We start from the raw sequence: 17,378 nt of genomic DNA on the forward strand, positions 1-17,378 counted from the left end.
TTGCCGCGCTGTTATGCTGCGCTTTCGACTTTTTACAGACTAAAGGAAAACCCCATGACAACCCCTTCTTTTGATAGCGTTGAAGCGCAAGCAAGTTACGGGATTGGTTTACAGGTCGGTCAGCAACTGCAAGAGTCCGGCCTGCAAGGTTTACAACCAGAAGCTCTGCTGGCTGGCCTGCGTGACGCGCTGGAAGGGAATGCCCCGGCGGTTCCGGTAGATGTGGTTCATCGTGCGCTGCGCGAAATCCACGAACGTGCGGATGCTGTACGCCTTGAGCGCCAGCAGGCGATGGCCGTTGAAGGCCAGAAGTTCCTGGAAGATAACGCCAAGCGTGATGAAGTGACGCTGACCGAGTCTGGCCTGCAGTTCTCCGTGCTGGAGCAGGGCAATGGCCCAATCCCATCTCGTCAGGATCGCGTGCGCGTGCATTACACCGGCCGCCTGATCAACGGTGATGTGTTCGATAGCTCCGTTGAACGTGGTCAACCTGCCGAGTTCCCGGTCAGCGGTGTGATCCCTGGCTGGATCGAAGCCCTGACGCTGATGCCGGTTGGCTCCAAGTGGCAGCTGTATATCCCTCACAACCTGGCCTATGGCGAGCGTGGTGCAGGCGCATCCATCCCGCCATTCAGCGCGCTGGTGTTTGACGTTGAGTTGCTCGAAATTCTGTAATCCGCGTTATGTTCCCTCTCCCTTTGGGAGAGGGTTCGGGTGAGGGGGCTATTTGCCGCTCAGTGCGCGTGGGAACAGCAGGTTGTTCTCCAGATGGATATGCTCCATCAGATCGCTGATAAACGTATTGATACCGTTATACAGCGCCTGCCAGGTATTGCAGGCCCCTTCCGGTGGCGTGACGTTGTTGGTGAGGAATTTCACCACTTCCAACTGTTCGCCAGCCTCATCATGTTCATGCTCCATCACCGAAATCGGCCCTGCCGCCTGTTGCCCCATGCCCTGTTTAATCAGCGGAAACAGGATCTGTTCCTCCTTCATCATGTGATTTTCCAGATCGAGCCGGATCAGGTTTAGCTGCTTGGCCAGCCCGCGTGGGCAGGTGGGCTTGTCGCCGTGGACGCGTTCAACCTTTTCCGCCATCAATACCAGTTCTGACAGCTGTTCACGATGGCGCTGGTGGAAGCGTGGCAGGATGTAATCGATGATCTCAGCCAGCGGAGCCAGACGCCAATCGCGGGTATCCACGGGGTCTGCCGCCAGCGCGGCCAGCTCACTTTCCAACTTATCCAGATCCAGTTCTTTGCGGCTGGCAGCGCGCTCCAGGGTTTGTTTACCCCCGCAGCAGAAGTCCAGATCGTAGTCGCGGAACAGCTTGCTGGCACGTGGGATTGCAATGGCGAGTGCGCCTAGGGATTGGTTACGGTAATCCATGATGATGCCCCTTTAAAGGAAGAAAACTATAACATGCATTTTAAATGCAATTTAAAGGGCGCGCCATGGTTAAAAAGGGGTAGAACAGTGTTGTGATGGGCGAACTGACAACCATGAATGAGTATGGTAAGCATAAGGCTCGATGAGGATAAAATCGTGATTGTGGCATTCGAATCGTCAGAAGAAGCGCAGAGATTTAAGAGTGAGCTCGCGAATGAGTCGATATAATTACCTCTAACTTTGAGAAGGTATTTTACTTTTCCTCCGGTGAAAATAGATATACCATGAAAACCTGTAGCTATGCCACTAAGACGATAAGGATATTTTTATGAGCTTTAATACTTATTTAAGTTTAGCAGGAAGCACACAAGGCTTGATTTCTGCCGGGTGTAGTTCTTTTGATTCAATTGGGAATCGCCATCAGAGTGGTCATGAAGACGAAATCCAAGTGTTATCATTAAACGGTGCCATTACAAGAGAGCAACACTGTACTCATCATCCTATAGAATTTATCAAGCCTATTGATAAATCATCGCCATTGTTGCTTATGGCTGTATCAAATAATGAGATATTGACTCCTGTTTTTTCAATATACCGACTGAATCAATTTGGTGCATTGGAAGTGTTTTATGAAATGAAGCTAAGCAAAGCCACAATAATAGATATTAGCCCTAGCTTTCCACATGTTGTTAATAATCAGGGTGCAATGCCATTTGAGAAAATATCACTTAGATATGAATCAATCTCATGTCAACATAAAATAGCTGGAACCTCGGGTTATAGTATATGGGACGATAGAGTTTATTGATGTGGTCCATTATATCGCCCGTGCATTCAAGATGCAATGAACAGGCGATATAATGGGAATTAGCGTTTAAATTTTTTCTTCAAATAGTCCTGCAAAAGATAGGATAAGTAAAATGATAAAAAGAAGCCACCATACACAATGTACATCATAAAGGACTCAGGTACTTGCCAAGATAGGAATATGAAGAATGCGAAAAACAAGAGAGCTAAGGCAATAAATGACCACCCTGCCAGTATACTAATTAAGAGCTTCATAGAGTCCTCATTGTTGTAAAATTTCACTCAACGCTTGGATTACATCATCGGCTGACTTCTCCTTGACAGCATTGATGAGTGTATCCACTTTTTTCTCGATTAAGAAATAAAGCATCTCTATTTTCATCTGGTATAATTGATTGTAAATAGCAGTGTTCTCACGTCTCAATTTTCGTGCAGACCTTGATGCCTTTTCTACTATGGCATAGATTTGAAAGGCTGTGAGGGTGATAGTGGTTATTCTTCCGGCTTGTTTTAACACATCAGGGTCTGAGGATATCGTATATGAGACGATACGTATTATCGCTTCTGTTAGCGCTATTTTTGTTGCCATTTTTGTTGCTGTGTTAGCGACAAGCGAAGATCCTTTCGGAGCAATTAAGCTAGGTAGTTTTTCAATAACTCTATCTTGTAATTCCGCTGGCATTGATATGAAAATCGTATGTATGGTTACTTTTATCATCTCTGAGATCGTGAGTGGATCCCTTGACAGCATCATTATTGCCATAACCATTCTTTTATTTTCTACAAGAATGAGATCTCGGTTGGCTGATAAATGACTTTTAATGACCCGGTTATACTGGGGAAACATTGTTAGTTCAGGCACAAGCTCAGGTGCAACGGTCATAAACGTTCTCTCAGCACCTAACCCCATAGTTTCAACTGTATCAATAATCACGGTCGATGACTTTTTGACAAACGCATCAAAATATCTTTCTAATACGGCATCTGCGGATTGTTTGCTATAAATCATGTCAATAAATTCCTTTTTAATCCCTATATAGTTACCAAGCAGGTTAACCATTGGGTAATCCTCATCGTCCTGCCAAAAGCTCATTCCTATGTTTCCGGCTGTATAGGCATACTATCAAGCAAAATCCCATGTAGCCAGATTGTTGTTAAATTTTCTACTCGTCGGCCCTGTATTGAGGCATAAAATGGTAACGGCGCGCCGTAACGCGCCTAACGCACAATTATTTTGCTTGTAGGTCGATCTTATACAGCTCAAAGCCGATGCTGTCGTTACCTACAGACTTCATCGGATACTGCGCGTTATCTTTAATAAACGCGGCAGCCTTCTCGCTAGGGGAGGTCTCAAAGCGGATATCCAACGGCTGTGGGCTGTGGAAGCTGGCCAAACGCCAGTTATTGTCCGCCTGTGGATGCACCGCGCCGTGCTTCTGGGTTTCTTCGCTGATGTAGGCCGCCAATACCGCGCGGTTCTCATCCGGTGAAGCAAAGGCAATATGCTTATCGCCCGTTCCGGCAAACTTGCCGCCGTAGGCGCGGTAGTTGTTGGTCGCCACCAGGAACTGGGCGTCAGGATCGATCGGCTTGCCCTTGAAGGTCAGCTGCTTGATACGCTCCGCCTGGTCATTGATCAGCGTACACTCTCCGTCGTAACGTGCCGGTTGGCTGACGTCGATTTGATAATTGACGCCGTCGATCACGTCGAAATTATAGGTGCGGAAACCGTCCCAATTGATCAGCCCCTGCGGTTTGCTGCTGTTAACGTCAATTTGGTTGAACTGCCCGGCGGAGCATTCCAGCCACTCTTTTACTTCCTTGCCGCTGGCTTTGACCACCACCAAGGTATTGGGATAGAGATAGAGATCGGCGGCATTGCGGAAGGTGAGCTGGCCTTTTTCCACCTCGACAAAGCTGGCGGGATCGTTCTTGCGGCCACCCACTTTGAACGGTGCAGCAGCGGCCAATACCGGCAGATCGGCCAGATCCGGATCGCCTTGAATATAGCGCTCAACGTAGGCTCTTTGCGCATTGTTGACGATCTGCACGGTAGGATCGTCCTTGATCAGGGCCAGATAGCTGTACATATTGCCGTCGGACTTGCCGATAGGCTTGCTGACGAACTCACGCGTTCCGTTATGATCTTCCTCTAACACCTTGACCAGCGCGGGATCTTCCACTGCCAACGAACGCTTGTTCTCTTTGTCATAAACCGGTCTGGCCTGCGCCTTCGCTGCGGTAACCTTCCAATTTCCCCCATCGTTATTCAACTGCAGATCCACAATGCCGAGATGATCTCCCCATTGGCCGGGCATCACCGCAGGCACCCCGTTCAGCAGGCCTTTATCGATATCCGCGCCTTTGATATTGGCGAAGTCCTTGCTGGGGAACACCGCGTGCGCATGGCCGAACATGATGGCGTCGATGCCTGGAACCTGGCTGAGGTAGTACACCGAGTTTTCAGCCATAGCCTTATAGGGGTCGCTGGAAAGGCCAGAGTGGGGGATCGCGACGACTAGGTCGGCCCCTTGTTTGCGCATTTCCGGTACGTAGCGTTTGGCGGTTTCGGTGATGTCGTTTACGGTTACTTTCCCCTGTAGATTGGCTTTGTCCCACACCAGGATCTGCGGCGGCACAAAGCCGATATAGCCGATACGTAAAGTATGAGCTTTGCCATCACGGTCTTTTACCGGGGTATCGACAATAATGTAGGGAGTGAACAACGGTTTTTGCGTGATGGCATCAATAACGTTGGCGTTGACGTAGGGGAATTTGGCCCCCGCCAGGGCATTCTTCAGATAGTCGAGCCCGTAGTTGAACTCGTGATTACCGATATTGCCCACCACATAATCCAGGGTATTCATCGCCTTGTAGACCGGGTGCATGTCGCCGGGTTTCAAGCCCTTGGCAGCCATATAGTCAGCCATTGGGCTGCCCTGGATGATGTCACCGTTATCGACCAGTACGCTGTTGGTCACCTGCTGGCGAGCGTGTTGGATCAGGCTGGCGGTACGCACCAGGCCGAATTTATCGGTGGGCTTATCCTTGTAATAGTCGAAGTCCATCATATTGCCGTGCAGGTCGCTGGTTTCCAGCACGCGCAGGTCAACCGTGGCTGCCTGCGTTGAGGCGCAGACCAGCAGGGCCAGGGCAGATAGTCCCAAAGGGCGCTTGATCATGGTTATCTCCATTGGATTATTCTTCGAGGGGCATCTCAAGGGGGTATGTAATTACCACTACCTCTCTCAGCAAACTGTGAAGTCTGGCATAAATTGGCCGAATGTAACGGACAGATATGCAAAGTTGTGACGGAGAAGACTTGAATAAATACCGCAGCTTAGCGAGTTGAGATGGATATTCCGCCCAAAAAAAACTAGGCTGCAAGCTATAGAAAGGGGAAATGTCCCACGCAACTGAATGTCTGAGGTGCACTATGTTGGAGCAGATTTGCCAGCTGTCCCGCGAGGCGGGTACGGCGATCATGGCGGTATATCATGGTGAACAACCGCTTGATGTGGCACAGAAAAAAGATGATTCACCGGTGACCGCCGCGGATTTGGCCGCACACCATATCATCAAACGGGGTCTGGCGGCACTGACGCCGGAGATCCCACTGCTGTCAGAGGAAGACCCTCCTGCCTGGGAAATCCGCCGCAACTGGACGCGTTACTGGCTGGTCGACCCGCTGGACGGTACCAAAGAGTTTTTAAACCGTAACGGTGAGTTCACGGTCAATATCGCGTTGATCGAAGAGGGTGAGGCGGTAATGGGCGTGGTCTATGCCCCGGCGATGGACGTGCTGTATCTGGCCGAACGCGGCAAGGCCTGGAAGGAAGAAGGGGGCCGGCGTCGTGAGATTAGCGTGAGTAATGCCGAGCTACCGTTGGTGGTGGTCAGCCGCTCTCATAGCGATGAGGAGTTACAGGATTACCTGCAACAGTTGGGCGAACACCAAACCATCTCGGTAGGCTCATCACTGAAGTTTTGCCTGGTGGCGGAAGGGCGGGCGCAGCTTTACCCACGGTTTGGGCCAACCAATATCTGGGATACGGCGGCAGGGCACGCGGTAGCGGTAGCGGCCGGGGCTCAGATCCACGATTGGCAGGGCAAGCCGCTGTTATATACCCCGCGTGAGTCTTTCCTGAACCCTGGCTTTAGGGTTTCTCTGTTTTAGGCAGCGCCCCGCTCATTGCCGTGCGGGACGCCGTTTAAGCGCTATTTCAGCAACTGGTGCAGCATCTCCATCACCTGCTGCACCTCTTGCGGCGTCAGTGCGCCATCTTTGGCAAACTGGATGTTGCCTTCTTTATCGAGCACCACAATTGCCGAGCCTTTTGGTTGCAGGTCCCAAGCTTTTTTGACGTTGCCATTACTGTCGACAATAAACTGCGACCAAGGGAACTCTTTCTTGCTGTCTTCAATACTGTTACGCACAAAGATGGCGGTACCGATGATGGCATCGTCGGTATTGACGATGGTCGTCGTTTGGTAACGATCGTGCGGTAGCTTGGCGGTCTTGATGGCTTCAATCAGCGGATCGTTGAGTTCTTTGGCCGAAGTGCGGCCAGCAATATGCTGCACCACTCGCACTTTTCCACCGAGCTGCGCGCTATTCCAACCTTTGTAGCTAAACTTATTATCAACATAGTCCAACTCGCCTTTATCGCTGACGCCGATCGGTGCCACGCGTTGGTGGAGTTGAAGGTTGTGAGCAGAGGCCAACATCGGGGCCAACAGCAGCGATATTATCAGCATGCAATTTTTCATGCGTTCTCCTGCAGAGGGAAATAAGTCTCAATATGACTCAAGGTGATTAAAGCATAGGTGCTCATCCGAGGTCTGTCCTGTTAACCGGATCGCAGTTTTTCCTTCTGGGGGCAATCACGCGGTTTTTGAATGGATATACTGCAAAGGTTATAAATAGGTATACACAATTCTGTCAGTAAGTGTAAATCCAGGATAGAAATCCAGGCGGAGTTGAACAAAATGGTCTTTACTCAGTCTACTAGAAAGCAATCAAGTTGCGCTCCGAATGTCGAGGTGGCCACTTTGGCCGCTCGCTGAGCGCATGGATCCAACGGGAGGAGAGTAACAACTATGAGAATCTTCCAGCGTTATAACCCACTGAAAGTGGCTACGTATGTAAAAACCCTGTTCCGGGGGCGGCTGTACATCAAGGATGTGGGGGCGTTCGAATTCGACAAGGGGAAAATCCTGTTGCCGAAGGTTCGTGACAAGCGCCATTTCAACGTGATGTCAGAGGTCAACCGGCAGGTGTTGTTACTACAGGCAGAGATGGGATAAAGCGCGATTTATGGAGTACCCTGCAAAGTAAAAATAATTGCGGCCCCCGAAGGGGCCGCTAATGTTTATGCCTGAGGTGTTTCGTCCGGGGCTTTTGGTAGCACCGTGATCGGTTTGTCGACCAGCCTTGTTACCAATAGCTGATCAATTTTGTAGCTGTCGATATCGACCACTTCAAACTTGTAGCCGGCATATTTCACAAAGTCGGTACGTTTCGGGATTTTGCGCAGCATGTACATCATGAAACCGCCGATGGTTTCATAGTTGCCAGCCTGTGGGAACTCATCGATATGCAGTACACGCATCACGTCTTCGATTGGCGTCCCGCCTTCAATCAGCCACGAGTTCTCATCACGCGTCACGATCTGCTCTTCCTGACCTTGGCCTACCAGGTCACCCATCAGCGTGGTCATCACATCGTTCAGCGTAATAATCCCGACCACCAAAGCATATTCATTGAGGATCACCGCAAAGTCTTCACCGGCGGTTTTAAAGCTTTCCAGCGCTTCTGACAGGGTCAAGGTATCTGGCACGATCAGCGCCGAGCGGATCTGCACGCCGCTGCTCAGTACCAGGCTCTGGTTGCCCAAAACGCGGTTCAGCAGGTCTTTGGAGTCAACATAGCCAACGACCTGATCGATATGACCGTCGCACACCAGGAACTTGGAATGCGGATGAGTGGAGATCTTTTCTTTAATACTGTCTTCACTTTCCCGCAGGTCGAAGTAAATCACGCTTTCGCGGGACGTCATCGACGAGGGCACGGTGCGCGATTCCAACTCGAAAACGTTTTCAATCAGCTCATGTTCCTGTTTGCGCAGTACCCCGGCTAGCGCGCCGGCTTCCACCACCGCGTAAATATCTTCGGAGGTGATGTCGTCTTTACGCATCATCGGCAGCTTGAACATGCGGAAAATCAGGTTGGCCATGCCGTTGAAGAACCAGACCAGCGGGCGGAACAGCATGATCGAGAAACGCATCGGGTTGATGATCCGGACGGCAACCGTCTCTGGTGCAATCATACCGATGCGCTTCGGGGTTAAATCCGCGAACAGGATGAACATGCTGGTCACCATCACGAACGAGCACATAAAGCTTACCTGCTCGGAAATTTCGGGTGACAGGAAACGGTCGAAAATCAATTTGAAACTGGGGGAGAAGGCTGCATCGCCGACGATACCGCCGAGGATGGCCACGGCGTTGAGGCCGATTTGCACCACGGTAAAGAAAATACCCGGGGTTTCCTGCAGCTTAAGGACCCTGGCGGCATTGATGTTGCCTTCGTCAGCCATCAGTTTGAGTTTGATCTTGCGTGACGCGGCCAGAGAGATTTCTGAAAGCGAGAAAAACGCACTCACTGCGATCAGAAAAAGAATCAGTAAAATACTGTTTAACATAGTCTATCCATTCGTACCGACGGGATGTCGGCGATCTTTCGGAGGGGTAATACCGTAAAAAAAGGTGGATCCAAGGGCCGTTATATCACGTGCCCACAAAAGCGGGCCGCAAACGCGGCCCAACACAGTATAGCAGTTGCCCCGTGAGGGCCGCCAGTGGTTAAAAATTAACAGCTTAACCCTGTGGAGGCAGACACACCCCAATGCCGCCCAGGCCACAATAGCCGCCCGGATTCTTATGCAGGTATTGCTGGTGATCATCTTCTGCATAGTAGAAAGGCAGTGCCGGTGCGATTTCGGTGGTGATGGTGCGCTGATCGCCCGCTTTATCCATTGCCTGCTGGAAAGCTTGCAGGCTTTGCTCCGCTTCGGCCTGTTGCTCTGCATCCAGATAGTAAATAGCAGAGCGGTATTGGGTGCCGATATCTCCGCCCTGACGCATGCCCTGTGCAGGATCGTGGTTTTCCCAGAATACCTGTAACAGCTTGCGGTAGCTGATGACCTGCGGGTCAAACACTACGCGTACCACTTCGGCATGACCAGTCTGGCCGCTGCATACCTCGCGATAGGTTGGATTTGGCGTATAGCCACCGCTATAGCCTGCGGCAGTGCTATAAATCCCCGGCTGCTGCCAAAACAGGCGTTCAACGCCCCAAAAACAGCCCATGCCAAAGATGGCCGTTGCCATCCCCTCGGGCACGAAGGTCATGGAATGGCCGGTCACCTCGTTAAGCGTAGCGACGGGCATCGGCGTAGTACGGCCAGGAAGCGCACTCGCCTTATCGATGTTTTGAGACTTATCAAAAGATTGCACCACGTTTGACTCCTGTTGCCATAATAAGAATTAGCCTAATAGGAACGCGTGTCAGTTGTAACTGGCCGCTTCTTTGCCCACAATAAGCCCTATCTAAGGTTTATGTATCAGCTTAACGCAGTATTTTGAGCGCCAAAAGCTAAGAATGCGTCTTGTTTTCGGTAACGGTTGATGCCGTATGGGCAACGTCCGGGATCTAAAGGTAAGGGGGGCAGTCTGATAGCGCTGCCCCAGCACCAGAGCAAAGGTACTGACAGGACAGAAAAATCAATTAAGGAGCACCAGTGCCACGATATCGTGTCCTTTGCGTGTTATGTGCGCTATTCGTTATGCCGTCGGTGTTAGCGGCGAATGTGCGGCTGCAGGTTGACGGCCTGAGTGGGGATTTGGAGCGCAACGTTCGTGTGCGCCTTTCAGCGATCACGCCGGAAGAGGTCAATGCCGAGGGGCGTTTTCGCGCTCGGGTGGACGCTGCCATCCGCCTGGGGCTGCGGCCGTTGGGCTATTATCAGCCTACGATTGAATTCACCTTTGATGATAACCCGAAGCTTTCGCGGCCGGTATTGACCGCCAAGGTCGATCCGGGTGAACCGGTGCGTATTGCAGGTGTGGATATCCAACTGCAAGGCGGGGCCAGAACCGACGAAGATTACCTGAATCTGGTCCGAACCGATCGGCCAACGATAGGTGAAATCCTCAACCATGGGCAGTTCGACAGTTTTAAAAGTTCGCTGACCAACCTTGCGCTGCGTAAAGGCTATTTTGACGCTCAAATGCTCAAGAGCCAGCTTGGCGTGGCGGAAGAGTTGCATAAGGCGTTCTGGGACATTGATTTCGACAGTGGTGAGCGTTATCACTTCGGCAAAGTGATTTTCAAGGGCTCGCAAATCCGCGAGGACTATTTGCAAAATCTGCTTCCCTTCCATCAGGGTGATTATTACAGTTCGAACGATCTTGCCGAGCTGAACCGCCGTTTATCCGCCACCAACTGGTTCAACTCTGTGGTGGTGTCCCCAGACTTTACCGACTCCAAAGAGAGCAAGATCCTGCCGCTAGATGCGGTGTTGACGCCGCGTAGCAGCAATATCGTGGAGCTAGGCGGTGGTTTTTCTACCGACATTGGTCCACGTGTGCTAGGAACCTGGAGAAAACCCTGGCTTAACGATCGCGGCCACAGCCTGGTAACCGCCGCCAGTATCTCTCAGCCGCAGCAGCAGCTGGATCTGACCTATAGAATCCCATTGCTACGCAACCCACTAGAACAGTATTACCTGTTACAGGGCGGTTTCAAACGTACCGATCTGAACGACACTCAATCTGACAGTACCAAGGTCGTGGCTTCGCGTAACTGGGATCTCTCCAGCGGCTGGCAGCATGCGGTGAACCTCAGTTGGCGTCTGGACCACTTTACCCAGGGTTCCGTCACCAATACTACCATGCTGCTTTATCCTGGGGTGACCGTGAATCGAACTCGTTCACGGGGAGGCCTGATGCCCGTGTGGGGCGACAGCCAGCGCTATTCCATCGACGTGTCGGATACTACCTGGGGCTCCGGGGTGGACTTTGCGCTATTGCAGGCACAAAACGTCTGGATCCGTAGCTTGGGGGAGAAAAACCGCTTTGTGATCCGTGGCCAGGTTGGCTGGATCGAAACCAACGATTTTGACAAGGTGCCGCCGGATTTGCGCTTCTTCGCCGGTGGCGATCGCAGTATCCGTGGTTATAAATTCCAGGGCATTTCCCCGCGTGGCGATGATGGCAAGCTGACCGGTGCCTCTAAAATGGTGACGGGGTCGCTGGAGTACCAATATAACGTCACTGGCCGCTGGTGGGGGGCGATGTTTGTGGATTCCGGGCAGGCGGTCAATAAATTCTCAGACAGCAATTTCAAGACCGGTGCGGGCGTTGGCGTGCGCTGGCAATCGCCGGTAGGGCCGGTGAAACTGGATATCGCCGCGCCGGTTGGGGATCAAGAGACCCACGGCCTACAGTTTTATATCGGTTTGGGGCCTGAACTATGAGCCTGATAAAAAAGATTTGTCTGGGATTTTTGATCCTGCTGTTGCTGCTGATCGGCACGTTGGCGTTTCTGCTTGGCACCACGACCGGCTTGCATATGGTGATCAACGGGGCCGCCCGCTGGGTACCCGGGTTGGAAATTGCAGCGGTCAGCGGTGGCTGGCGCGATCTGACCCTGAAAGGCGTGAAGTATCAGATGCCGGGTGTGGCCGTTAACGCTGGGCAGTTCCATCTCTCGCTCGATCTCTCCTGTTTGAAACGCAGTTCATTGTGCGTCAATGCGCTGACCGCTCAGGATGTTGATGTGGTGGTGAAAACCGCCGAAATGACACCTTCTGCGCCGGTTGAGGAAAGCAACGAGCCGATCGGCGATCTCAGCACACCTTATCCTATTACCCTGCGTAAGCTGGCGTTGAATAACGTCAAGGTTACCGTGGACGATACGGCGATCTCGCTGGGGGAATTCAGCACTGGCGCACAGTGGCAGGAACGTGCATTGACGTTGATGCCAACTACGGTGCGCGCTTTGCTGATCGCGCTGCCAAAAACGCCGGTGAATCCTTTACCGGAAGCGCTGCAGCCCGCAGCGGAGAAAGTGGCGGACAAGGTTGCAGAGAAAACGACGGTTGCGCCAGCATTGGTGCCACCGCCAGCGGAAGAGAAACCGTTGGGCGAAACCCTGAAAGCGCTGTTTGCCAAACCGCTGCTGCCGGACCTGCCAGAAATTCGCCTGCCGTTGGATATTACCGTTGAGGAAATCAACGGTGAGCAGCTACATCTGACCGGGGACACTGAGGTGTCGATCACCCGCTTGCAGCTGCAGGCCAGCACCAAAGATCAGCATATTCAGCTGGATCGCTTTGACGTGAGATCGCCGCAGGGCATGCTTTTCGCCAAAGGGCAGGCAACGCTGACCGGCAATTGGCCGGTGGAAATGGTGGCCAACAGCACGCTGAATATCGATCCGCTGAAAGGCGAGAAGGTGAAGCTGAATGTGTCTGGTGGGCTGCGTGAAGAGCTGAAAGTCGCGCTTAACCTGTCGGGCCCCGTTGGTGCGCAACTGGATGTGCAAACCCAGTTGGCAGAGGCGGGTTTACCCTTGGCGCTGACGCTGCAAAGCAAACAGCTGAAATGGCCGCTGACCGGCGAGGCACAGTATCAGGTTAATGATTTCCGCCTGCGCTTTAACGGCGAGGCCGCTGATTATGCGCTTTCTACCCGCGCTAATTTCAAAGGCCAGGATCTGCCACCGGCAGTGCTACAGCTGGATGGTAAAGGTAATCTTGAACAGTTCAGACTCGAGCGCCTGCGGTTGGTTGCGCTGGAGGGGAATACCGATCTGACGGCGCTGGTGGACTGGAGCAAAGCGATCAGCTGGACGTCACAGCTGACGCTGTCGGGCATTAATACCGCCAAGCAATGGCCGGAATGGCCAGCGCGCTTGGAAGGGAAAATCACCACCCGTGGCAGCCTGCACGGCGGTAGTTGGCAATTACAGGTGCCGGTGTTGCAGCTCGACGGCAATGTGAAACAAAACAAGGTATCAGCGCGCGGTTCCCTGCGTGGCAATGCGGCCGGGCAGTGGACGATCCCGGGTATCGATCTGGCGTTAGGGCGCAATACGCTCAACGTTAAAGGCCAGTTGGATGAGAAAAGCTGGGTGCTGGATGCCAATGTTGATGCAGCGCATCTCGACGGTGCTTTACCGGGGCTTGCAGGCAATGTCCGCGGGCAGTTGAAGCTGCGTGGGAATTTGCAGGCACCGCAGCTGTTGGCAGATCTGACCGCGACGGGCTTGCAATGGCAGGCGCTGCACATCAATCGGGTGAAGGTCAACGGCGATGTCCGTTCCAGCGATCAGATCCAGGGGCAACTGGCGGTACGGGTTGAACAGCTCAAACAGGATGCGCTGCAGGTCAATCTGTTGACGTTGGATGCCAGAGGCAGCGAGCGCCAACATCGGCTGCAAGTGAATATCGACGGTAAGCCGGTTTCCGGGCAATTGGCCCTGGAGGGTAGCTTTGATCGTCAGCAACAGCGCTGGCGAGGCAACCTGAACAACACTCGTTTTGATACACCGGTGGGTGAATGGCGTCTGAGCCGTGCCATCGCGTTGGATTACCTGAATACGCAACAGAAGATCAGCGTAGGACCGCATTGCTGGGTGAACCCGAATGCCGAGCTGTGCGTACCTAGAACCATCGAGGCAGGGGCCAGCGGCCAGGCTAGCGTAGTACTCAACCGCTTTGACCTGGCAATGATCAAACCGTTCCTGGGGCCGGATACCGCCATGAACGGGGTCTTTACTGGCCGAGCTGACGTGAGTTGGCAACCGGGTGGCGCATTGCCACAGGCGAAGGTTTCCCTGGTGGGCAAGGGGGTGAAAGTGGTGCAGCAGGTGCAGGGTGCCGCATTGCCGATCGCCTTTGACACGCTAAACCTCAATGCGGGCCTGAACAATGGACGGGCACAGGCAGACTGGCTGATCAAGCTGACCAATAACGGCCAGTTTAACGGTAACGTTCAGATCGCCGATCCGCAGGTACGCCGTACCATCAGCGGCAACGTCAATATCACCAATGTGTCGCTGGCGCTGCTTAATCCGATACTGACGCAGGGCGAGAAAGCCGCGGGGATGCTGAATGCCAACCTGCAATTAGGCGGCAACGCGCAGAACCCACTGGTGTTTGGCCGTCTGGCGCTGGATAAGGTGGCGATCGTTGGCCACTGGATGCCGTTCGATATGACCGAAGGCCGCCTGGCGCTGAACTTCAACGGGATGACTTCGACCCTGGAAGGATTGCTGGCGACTACGCATGGGCAGCTCAATCTGTCTGGGGATGCCGACTGGCGGGATATCAATGCCTGGCGTGCACGTATTGCAGCCAAGGGCGATCGGTTGCGGGTGACCCTGCCGCCAATGGTCCGTATTGATGTTTCACCGGATGTGGTGTTTGAAGCCACGCCGCAGCTGTTCTCACTCAACGGTAGCGTAGATATCCCTTGGGCTCGTATCACGGTGCAAGAGCTACCGGAAAGCGCTGTCGGTGTTTCTCCTGATGAAGTGATGTTGAATAACCAGCTCAAGCCGATCCAACCGGCGACGGCAGGGATCCCAATCAACAGCAATCTGACGATCCGCGTGGGTAACGACGTGCGCCTGGATGCGTTCGGCCTGAAAGCCAGACTGCGTGGCGATCTGCGTGTGGCACAGGACCAGAATGGTCTGGGGGTGCATGGCCAGATTAATATTCCATCGGGGCGTTTCCATGCTTATGGCCAGGATCTGCTCGTGCGCAAAGGCCAACTGATCTTCTCTGGGCCACCGGATCAACCGTTGCTGAATATCGAAGCGATCCGTAATCCGGATGCGACGGAAGATGACGTGGTCGCAGGTGTTCGCGTGACCGGCATGGCCGATGCACCAAGGCTGGAAGTGTTCTCCGATCCGGCCAAGTCTCAGCAAGAAGCACTGTCCTACCTGCTGCGCGGCCAGGGATTAGGGGCTGGCGGCGCCGACGGCAACGCCATGACCTCAATGTTAATTGGTATGGGGGTTGCACAAAGTGGTCAACTTGTGGGTAAAATCGGCGAGGCGTTTGGCGTAAGTAATCTGGCCCTTGATACCGAGGGAGTTGGCGACAGCTCTCAGGTAGTGGTGAGCGGCTATGTCCTCCCTGGCTTACAAGTAAAATATGGGGTGGGGATCTTCGACTCATTGGCCACGCTGACGTTGCGATACCGCCTGATGCCTAGGTTGTATCTGGAAGCGGTGTCTGGTCTCGACCAGGCACTGGATGTGCTCTATCAGTTTGAGTTTTAGCTATGCGAATAATTGTCTACGGCAGTTTACGACGCAAACAGGGAAACAGCCATTGGATGACCAACGCCCAATGGTTGGGTGAACATGAGTTAGAAGGCTACCAGCTTTATAATCTGGGGCACTACCCGGCGGCGATCCCTGGAGAGGGCACGGTACACTGCGAAGTGTATCGTATTAACTCATCGATTCTGGCCGAGCTGGACGAGTTGAAAAGCAATACCAAAGACTACAAGCGCGAGCTGATCCGCACGCCTTATGGCAGTGCGTGGATCTACCTGTATAGACACAGTGTGGACGGTTTCCCGCGGATTGAAAGCGGTGACTGGCTGAAGCGTCTTGACGAAAAGCAGTAAAAAAAACACCGCTCATCTGGGCGGTGTTTTTTTATCAGTTCGGGCGAGAATTACTTCTTGGCGCGCTCGAAAGAGGCAACGATCTCAGCTTTGGCTGCGGCAGCGTCTGCCCAACCTTCCACTTTCACCCATTTGCCTTTTTCCAGATCTTTGTAGTGTTCAAAGAAGTGGCTGATCTGTGCTTTCAGCAGTTCTGGCAGGTCGTTCACATCTTTGATGTGATCGTACTCTTTGGTCAGTTTGCTGTGCGGTACGGCAATCAGTTTTGCGTCTTCACCGGCTTCGTCGGTCATTTTCAGCACGCCAACTGGGCGGCAGCGGATCACTGAGCCTGGTTGCAGTGGGTATGGGGTTGGCACCAACACGTCTACCGGGTCACCGTCCAGTGACAGAGTGTGGTTGATGTAACCGTAGTTGCACGGGTAGAACATCGCTGTGGACATGAAACGGTCAACGAACAGCGAGCCGGTTTCCTTGTCGATTTCGTATTTGATTGGATCGGCGTTAGCCGGGATTTCGATAACTACGTAGATGTCTTCTGGCAGGTCTTTGCCAGCAGGGACCAGGTTCAAGCTCATGTCGGTTTCCTTTAATCAAACCAGAAATGGAGTGGCGGCTATTATAGCCAAAACGTCCTCAAAGTACTCCCATTTTTCGGGGCATGAAGCGGCACCAGCGCTGCAAGACATATTGGATGTCTGGCTTTTATAACCTCTTGCATCGTGCTACGCTGTATATACACAGTAATGACAATTGTAGGCTGGATATGACACAGACAACTCTGAATTTACGCATCGACACCGAACTGAAAACTGACTTTTTGGAGGCAGCAAAAGCGATGGATCGTAATGGTTCGCAGCTCATTCGTGACTTCATGCGTGAGACGGTTCAGCGCCAACATGATATATGGTTCCGTGATCAGGTACAGGCTGGAATTGCCCAGGCAAATCGTGGCGAAGTTCTTTCAGGAGAGTCCGTCGAAGCCTCTGCAGTAGCCTGGCGTGAGGCGGCAGCGAAGAAACTGGCGGGTAGCTGATGGAAATTGTTTGGACGCAATTAGCCAGCGAGGACAGGCGCAAAATCCGGGAGTACATTGCTGAAAACAACCTGCGTGCTGCCATTGAGCTAGACGAGCGGATCGGCTCAATGGCAAACAGCCTGGCCGAGCATCCGTTGAAGGGGCGTGAGGGCCGTGTTAAAGAAACAAGAGAACTGGTTATCCATCCTCACTTCATTGAGGTTTATCGTGTCGTCAATGAATGGGAGAGGATTGAGATCATCCGCGTACTTCATACCGCGCAGCAATGGCCTTAGCCGCACAAATATCTTGCTGATTGTCTTAGCACTTTCAGAATAATCCCCTAAGCAGTGAAGTTTCCTTCCCTCCTGCCGATAACTTCCTCAAATAATAACGGTCCAGCCGCTAGCTGACCCTGCCTTCTGGCCTCCTCTACATCTGAAGCTACTTT

At 52.7% G+C, this 17,378-nt stretch carries 16 protein-coding genes; 9 read left to right on the forward strand and 7 right to left on the reverse strand.

The annotated features are described in order from the left end of the window. The first annotated feature begins 54 nt into the window (after positions 1–54). Entirely contained in the window at positions 55–675 is a 621-nt protein-coding gene (locus tag KGP16_RS02445) for a peptidylprolyl isomerase (protein WP_021179017.1), read from the forward strand. A 48-nt stretch (positions 676–723) separates the two neighbouring features. Here KGP16_RS02445 and ytfE read toward each other — a convergent pair whose 3' ends face one another. Next, the gene (gene ytfE, locus KGP16_RS02450; protein ID WP_021807542.1) at positions 724–1,389 is read right to left on the reverse strand and encodes an iron-sulfur cluster repair protein YtfE; all 666 of its coding nucleotides are present in this window, start codon (positions 1,387–1,389) and stop codon (positions 724–726) included. A 328-nt stretch (positions 1,390–1,717) separates the two neighbouring features. Here ytfE and KGP16_RS02455 point away from each other — a divergent pair, with 328 nt between their 5' ends. Next, positions 1,718–2,197, forward strand: coding sequence for an Hcp family type VI secretion system effector (locus KGP16_RS02455; RefSeq protein WP_179248721.1), 480 nt, complete (start codon positions 1,718–1,720; stop codon positions 2,195–2,197). Between the two features lie 261 nt (positions 2,198–2,458). On the opposite strand, the gene KGP16_RS02460 is transcribed toward KGP16_RS02455, so the two are convergent. Together KGP16_RS02460 and KGP16_RS02465 are read right to left on the reverse strand one after the other, a co-directional pair. Further along, positions 2,459–3,289 (reverse strand): hypothetical protein, encoded by an 831-nt coding sequence (locus KGP16_RS02460; protein WP_037376531.1) that lies wholly within the window; start codon positions 3,287–3,289, stop codon positions 2,459–2,461. Between the two features lie 136 nt (positions 3,290–3,425). Beyond that, positions 3,426–5,378, reverse strand: coding sequence for a bifunctional 2',3'-cyclic-nucleotide 2'-phosphodiesterase/3'-nucleotidase (locus tag KGP16_RS02465; protein WP_223500775.1), 1,953 nt, complete (start codon positions 5,376–5,378; stop codon positions 3,426–3,428). Positions 5,379–5,632: 254 nt separating this feature from the next. Here KGP16_RS02465 and cysQ point away from each other — a divergent pair, with 254 nt between their 5' ends. After that, positions 5,633–6,373, forward strand: a complete 741-nt coding sequence (gene cysQ / locus KGP16_RS02470; RefSeq protein WP_021807539.1) for a 3'(2'),5'-bisphosphate nucleotidase CysQ — start codon at positions 5,633–5,635, stop codon at positions 6,371–6,373. A 41-nt stretch (positions 6,374–6,414) separates the two neighbouring features. Here cysQ and KGP16_RS02475 read toward each other — a convergent pair whose 3' ends face one another. Beyond that, a complete protein-coding gene (locus tag KGP16_RS02475) occupies positions 6,415–6,966 on the reverse strand; it encodes a YtfJ family protein (RefSeq protein WP_223500777.1) in 552 nt (183 codons plus the stop codon). A 330-nt stretch (positions 6,967–7,296) separates the two neighbouring features. Between KGP16_RS02475 and KGP16_RS02480 the strand changes: the two genes are divergently transcribed. Further along, positions 7,297–7,503 (forward strand): DUF1107 domain-containing protein, encoded by a 207-nt coding sequence (locus KGP16_RS02480; protein ID WP_021179022.1) that lies wholly within the window; start codon positions 7,297–7,299, stop codon positions 7,501–7,503. 65 nt (positions 7,504–7,568) lie between these two features. Here KGP16_RS02480 and KGP16_RS02485 read toward each other — a convergent pair whose 3' ends face one another. Both KGP16_RS02485 and msrA read right to left on the reverse strand, forming a co-directional pair. Continuing rightward, positions 7,569–8,900, reverse strand: coding sequence for a hemolysin family protein (locus tag KGP16_RS02485; protein ID WP_021179023.1), 1,332 nt, complete (start codon positions 8,898–8,900; stop codon positions 7,569–7,571). Between the two features lie 175 nt (positions 8,901–9,075). Beyond that, a complete protein-coding gene (gene msrA / locus KGP16_RS02490; protein ID WP_094981894.1) occupies positions 9,076–9,714 on the reverse strand; it encodes a peptide-methionine (S)-S-oxide reductase MsrA in 639 nt (212 codons plus the stop codon). A gap of 284 nt (positions 9,715–9,998) precedes the next feature. On the opposite strand from msrA, the gene KGP16_RS02495 reads away from it, so the two are divergent. Genes KGP16_RS02495 through KGP16_RS02505 form a run of 3 tightly spaced genes read left to right on the forward strand, consistent with a single transcriptional unit; the run spans position 9,999 to position 15,909 of the window. After that, positions 9,999–11,735: an autotransporter assembly complex family protein gene (locus KGP16_RS02495; RefSeq protein ID WP_071682908.1), complete on the forward strand. Its 1,737-nt coding sequence runs from the start codon at positions 9,999–10,001 to the stop codon at positions 11,733–11,735. Next, the gene (locus tag KGP16_RS02500) at positions 11,732–15,556 is read left to right on the forward strand and encodes a translocation/assembly module TamB domain-containing protein (RefSeq protein ID WP_218519944.1); all 3,825 of its coding nucleotides are present in this window, start codon (positions 11,732–11,734) and stop codon (positions 15,554–15,556) included. Before KGP16_RS02495 ends, KGP16_RS02500 begins: the two co-directional genes overlap by 4 nt. Positions 15,557–15,558: 2 nt before the next feature. Then, positions 15,559–15,909, forward strand: a complete 351-nt coding sequence (locus KGP16_RS02505; RefSeq protein WP_024483355.1) for a gamma-glutamylcyclotransferase — start codon at positions 15,559–15,561, stop codon at positions 15,907–15,909. A gap of 50 nt (positions 15,910–15,959) precedes the next feature. Here KGP16_RS02505 and ppa read toward each other — a convergent pair whose 3' ends face one another. After that, positions 15,960–16,487 (reverse strand): inorganic diphosphatase, encoded by a 528-nt coding sequence (gene ppa, locus KGP16_RS02510; protein ID WP_021179028.1) that lies wholly within the window; start codon positions 16,485–16,487, stop codon positions 15,960–15,962. 188 nt (positions 16,488–16,675) lie between these two features. Between ppa and KGP16_RS02515 the strand changes: the two genes are divergently transcribed. Both KGP16_RS02515 and KGP16_RS02520 read left to right on the forward strand, forming a co-directional pair. Then, entirely contained in the window at positions 16,676–16,945 is a 270-nt protein-coding gene (locus KGP16_RS02515) for a CopG family ribbon-helix-helix protein (RefSeq protein WP_059201942.1), read from the forward strand. Continuing rightward, positions 16,942–17,223 (forward strand): type II toxin-antitoxin system mRNA interferase toxin, RelE/StbE family, encoded by a 282-nt coding sequence (locus tag KGP16_RS02520; protein ID WP_059199538.1) that lies wholly within the window; start codon positions 16,942–16,944, stop codon positions 17,221–17,223. The genes KGP16_RS02515 and KGP16_RS02520 overlap by 4 nt, the downstream gene beginning before the upstream one ends. Positions 17,224–17,378 lie beyond the last annotated feature (155 nt).

Origin of the sequence: Serratia sp. JSRIV006 (assembly GCF_019968685.1) — a bacterium.
Lineage (GTDB): Bacteria > Pseudomonadota > Gammaproteobacteria > Enterobacterales > Enterobacteriaceae > Chania > Chania fonticola_B.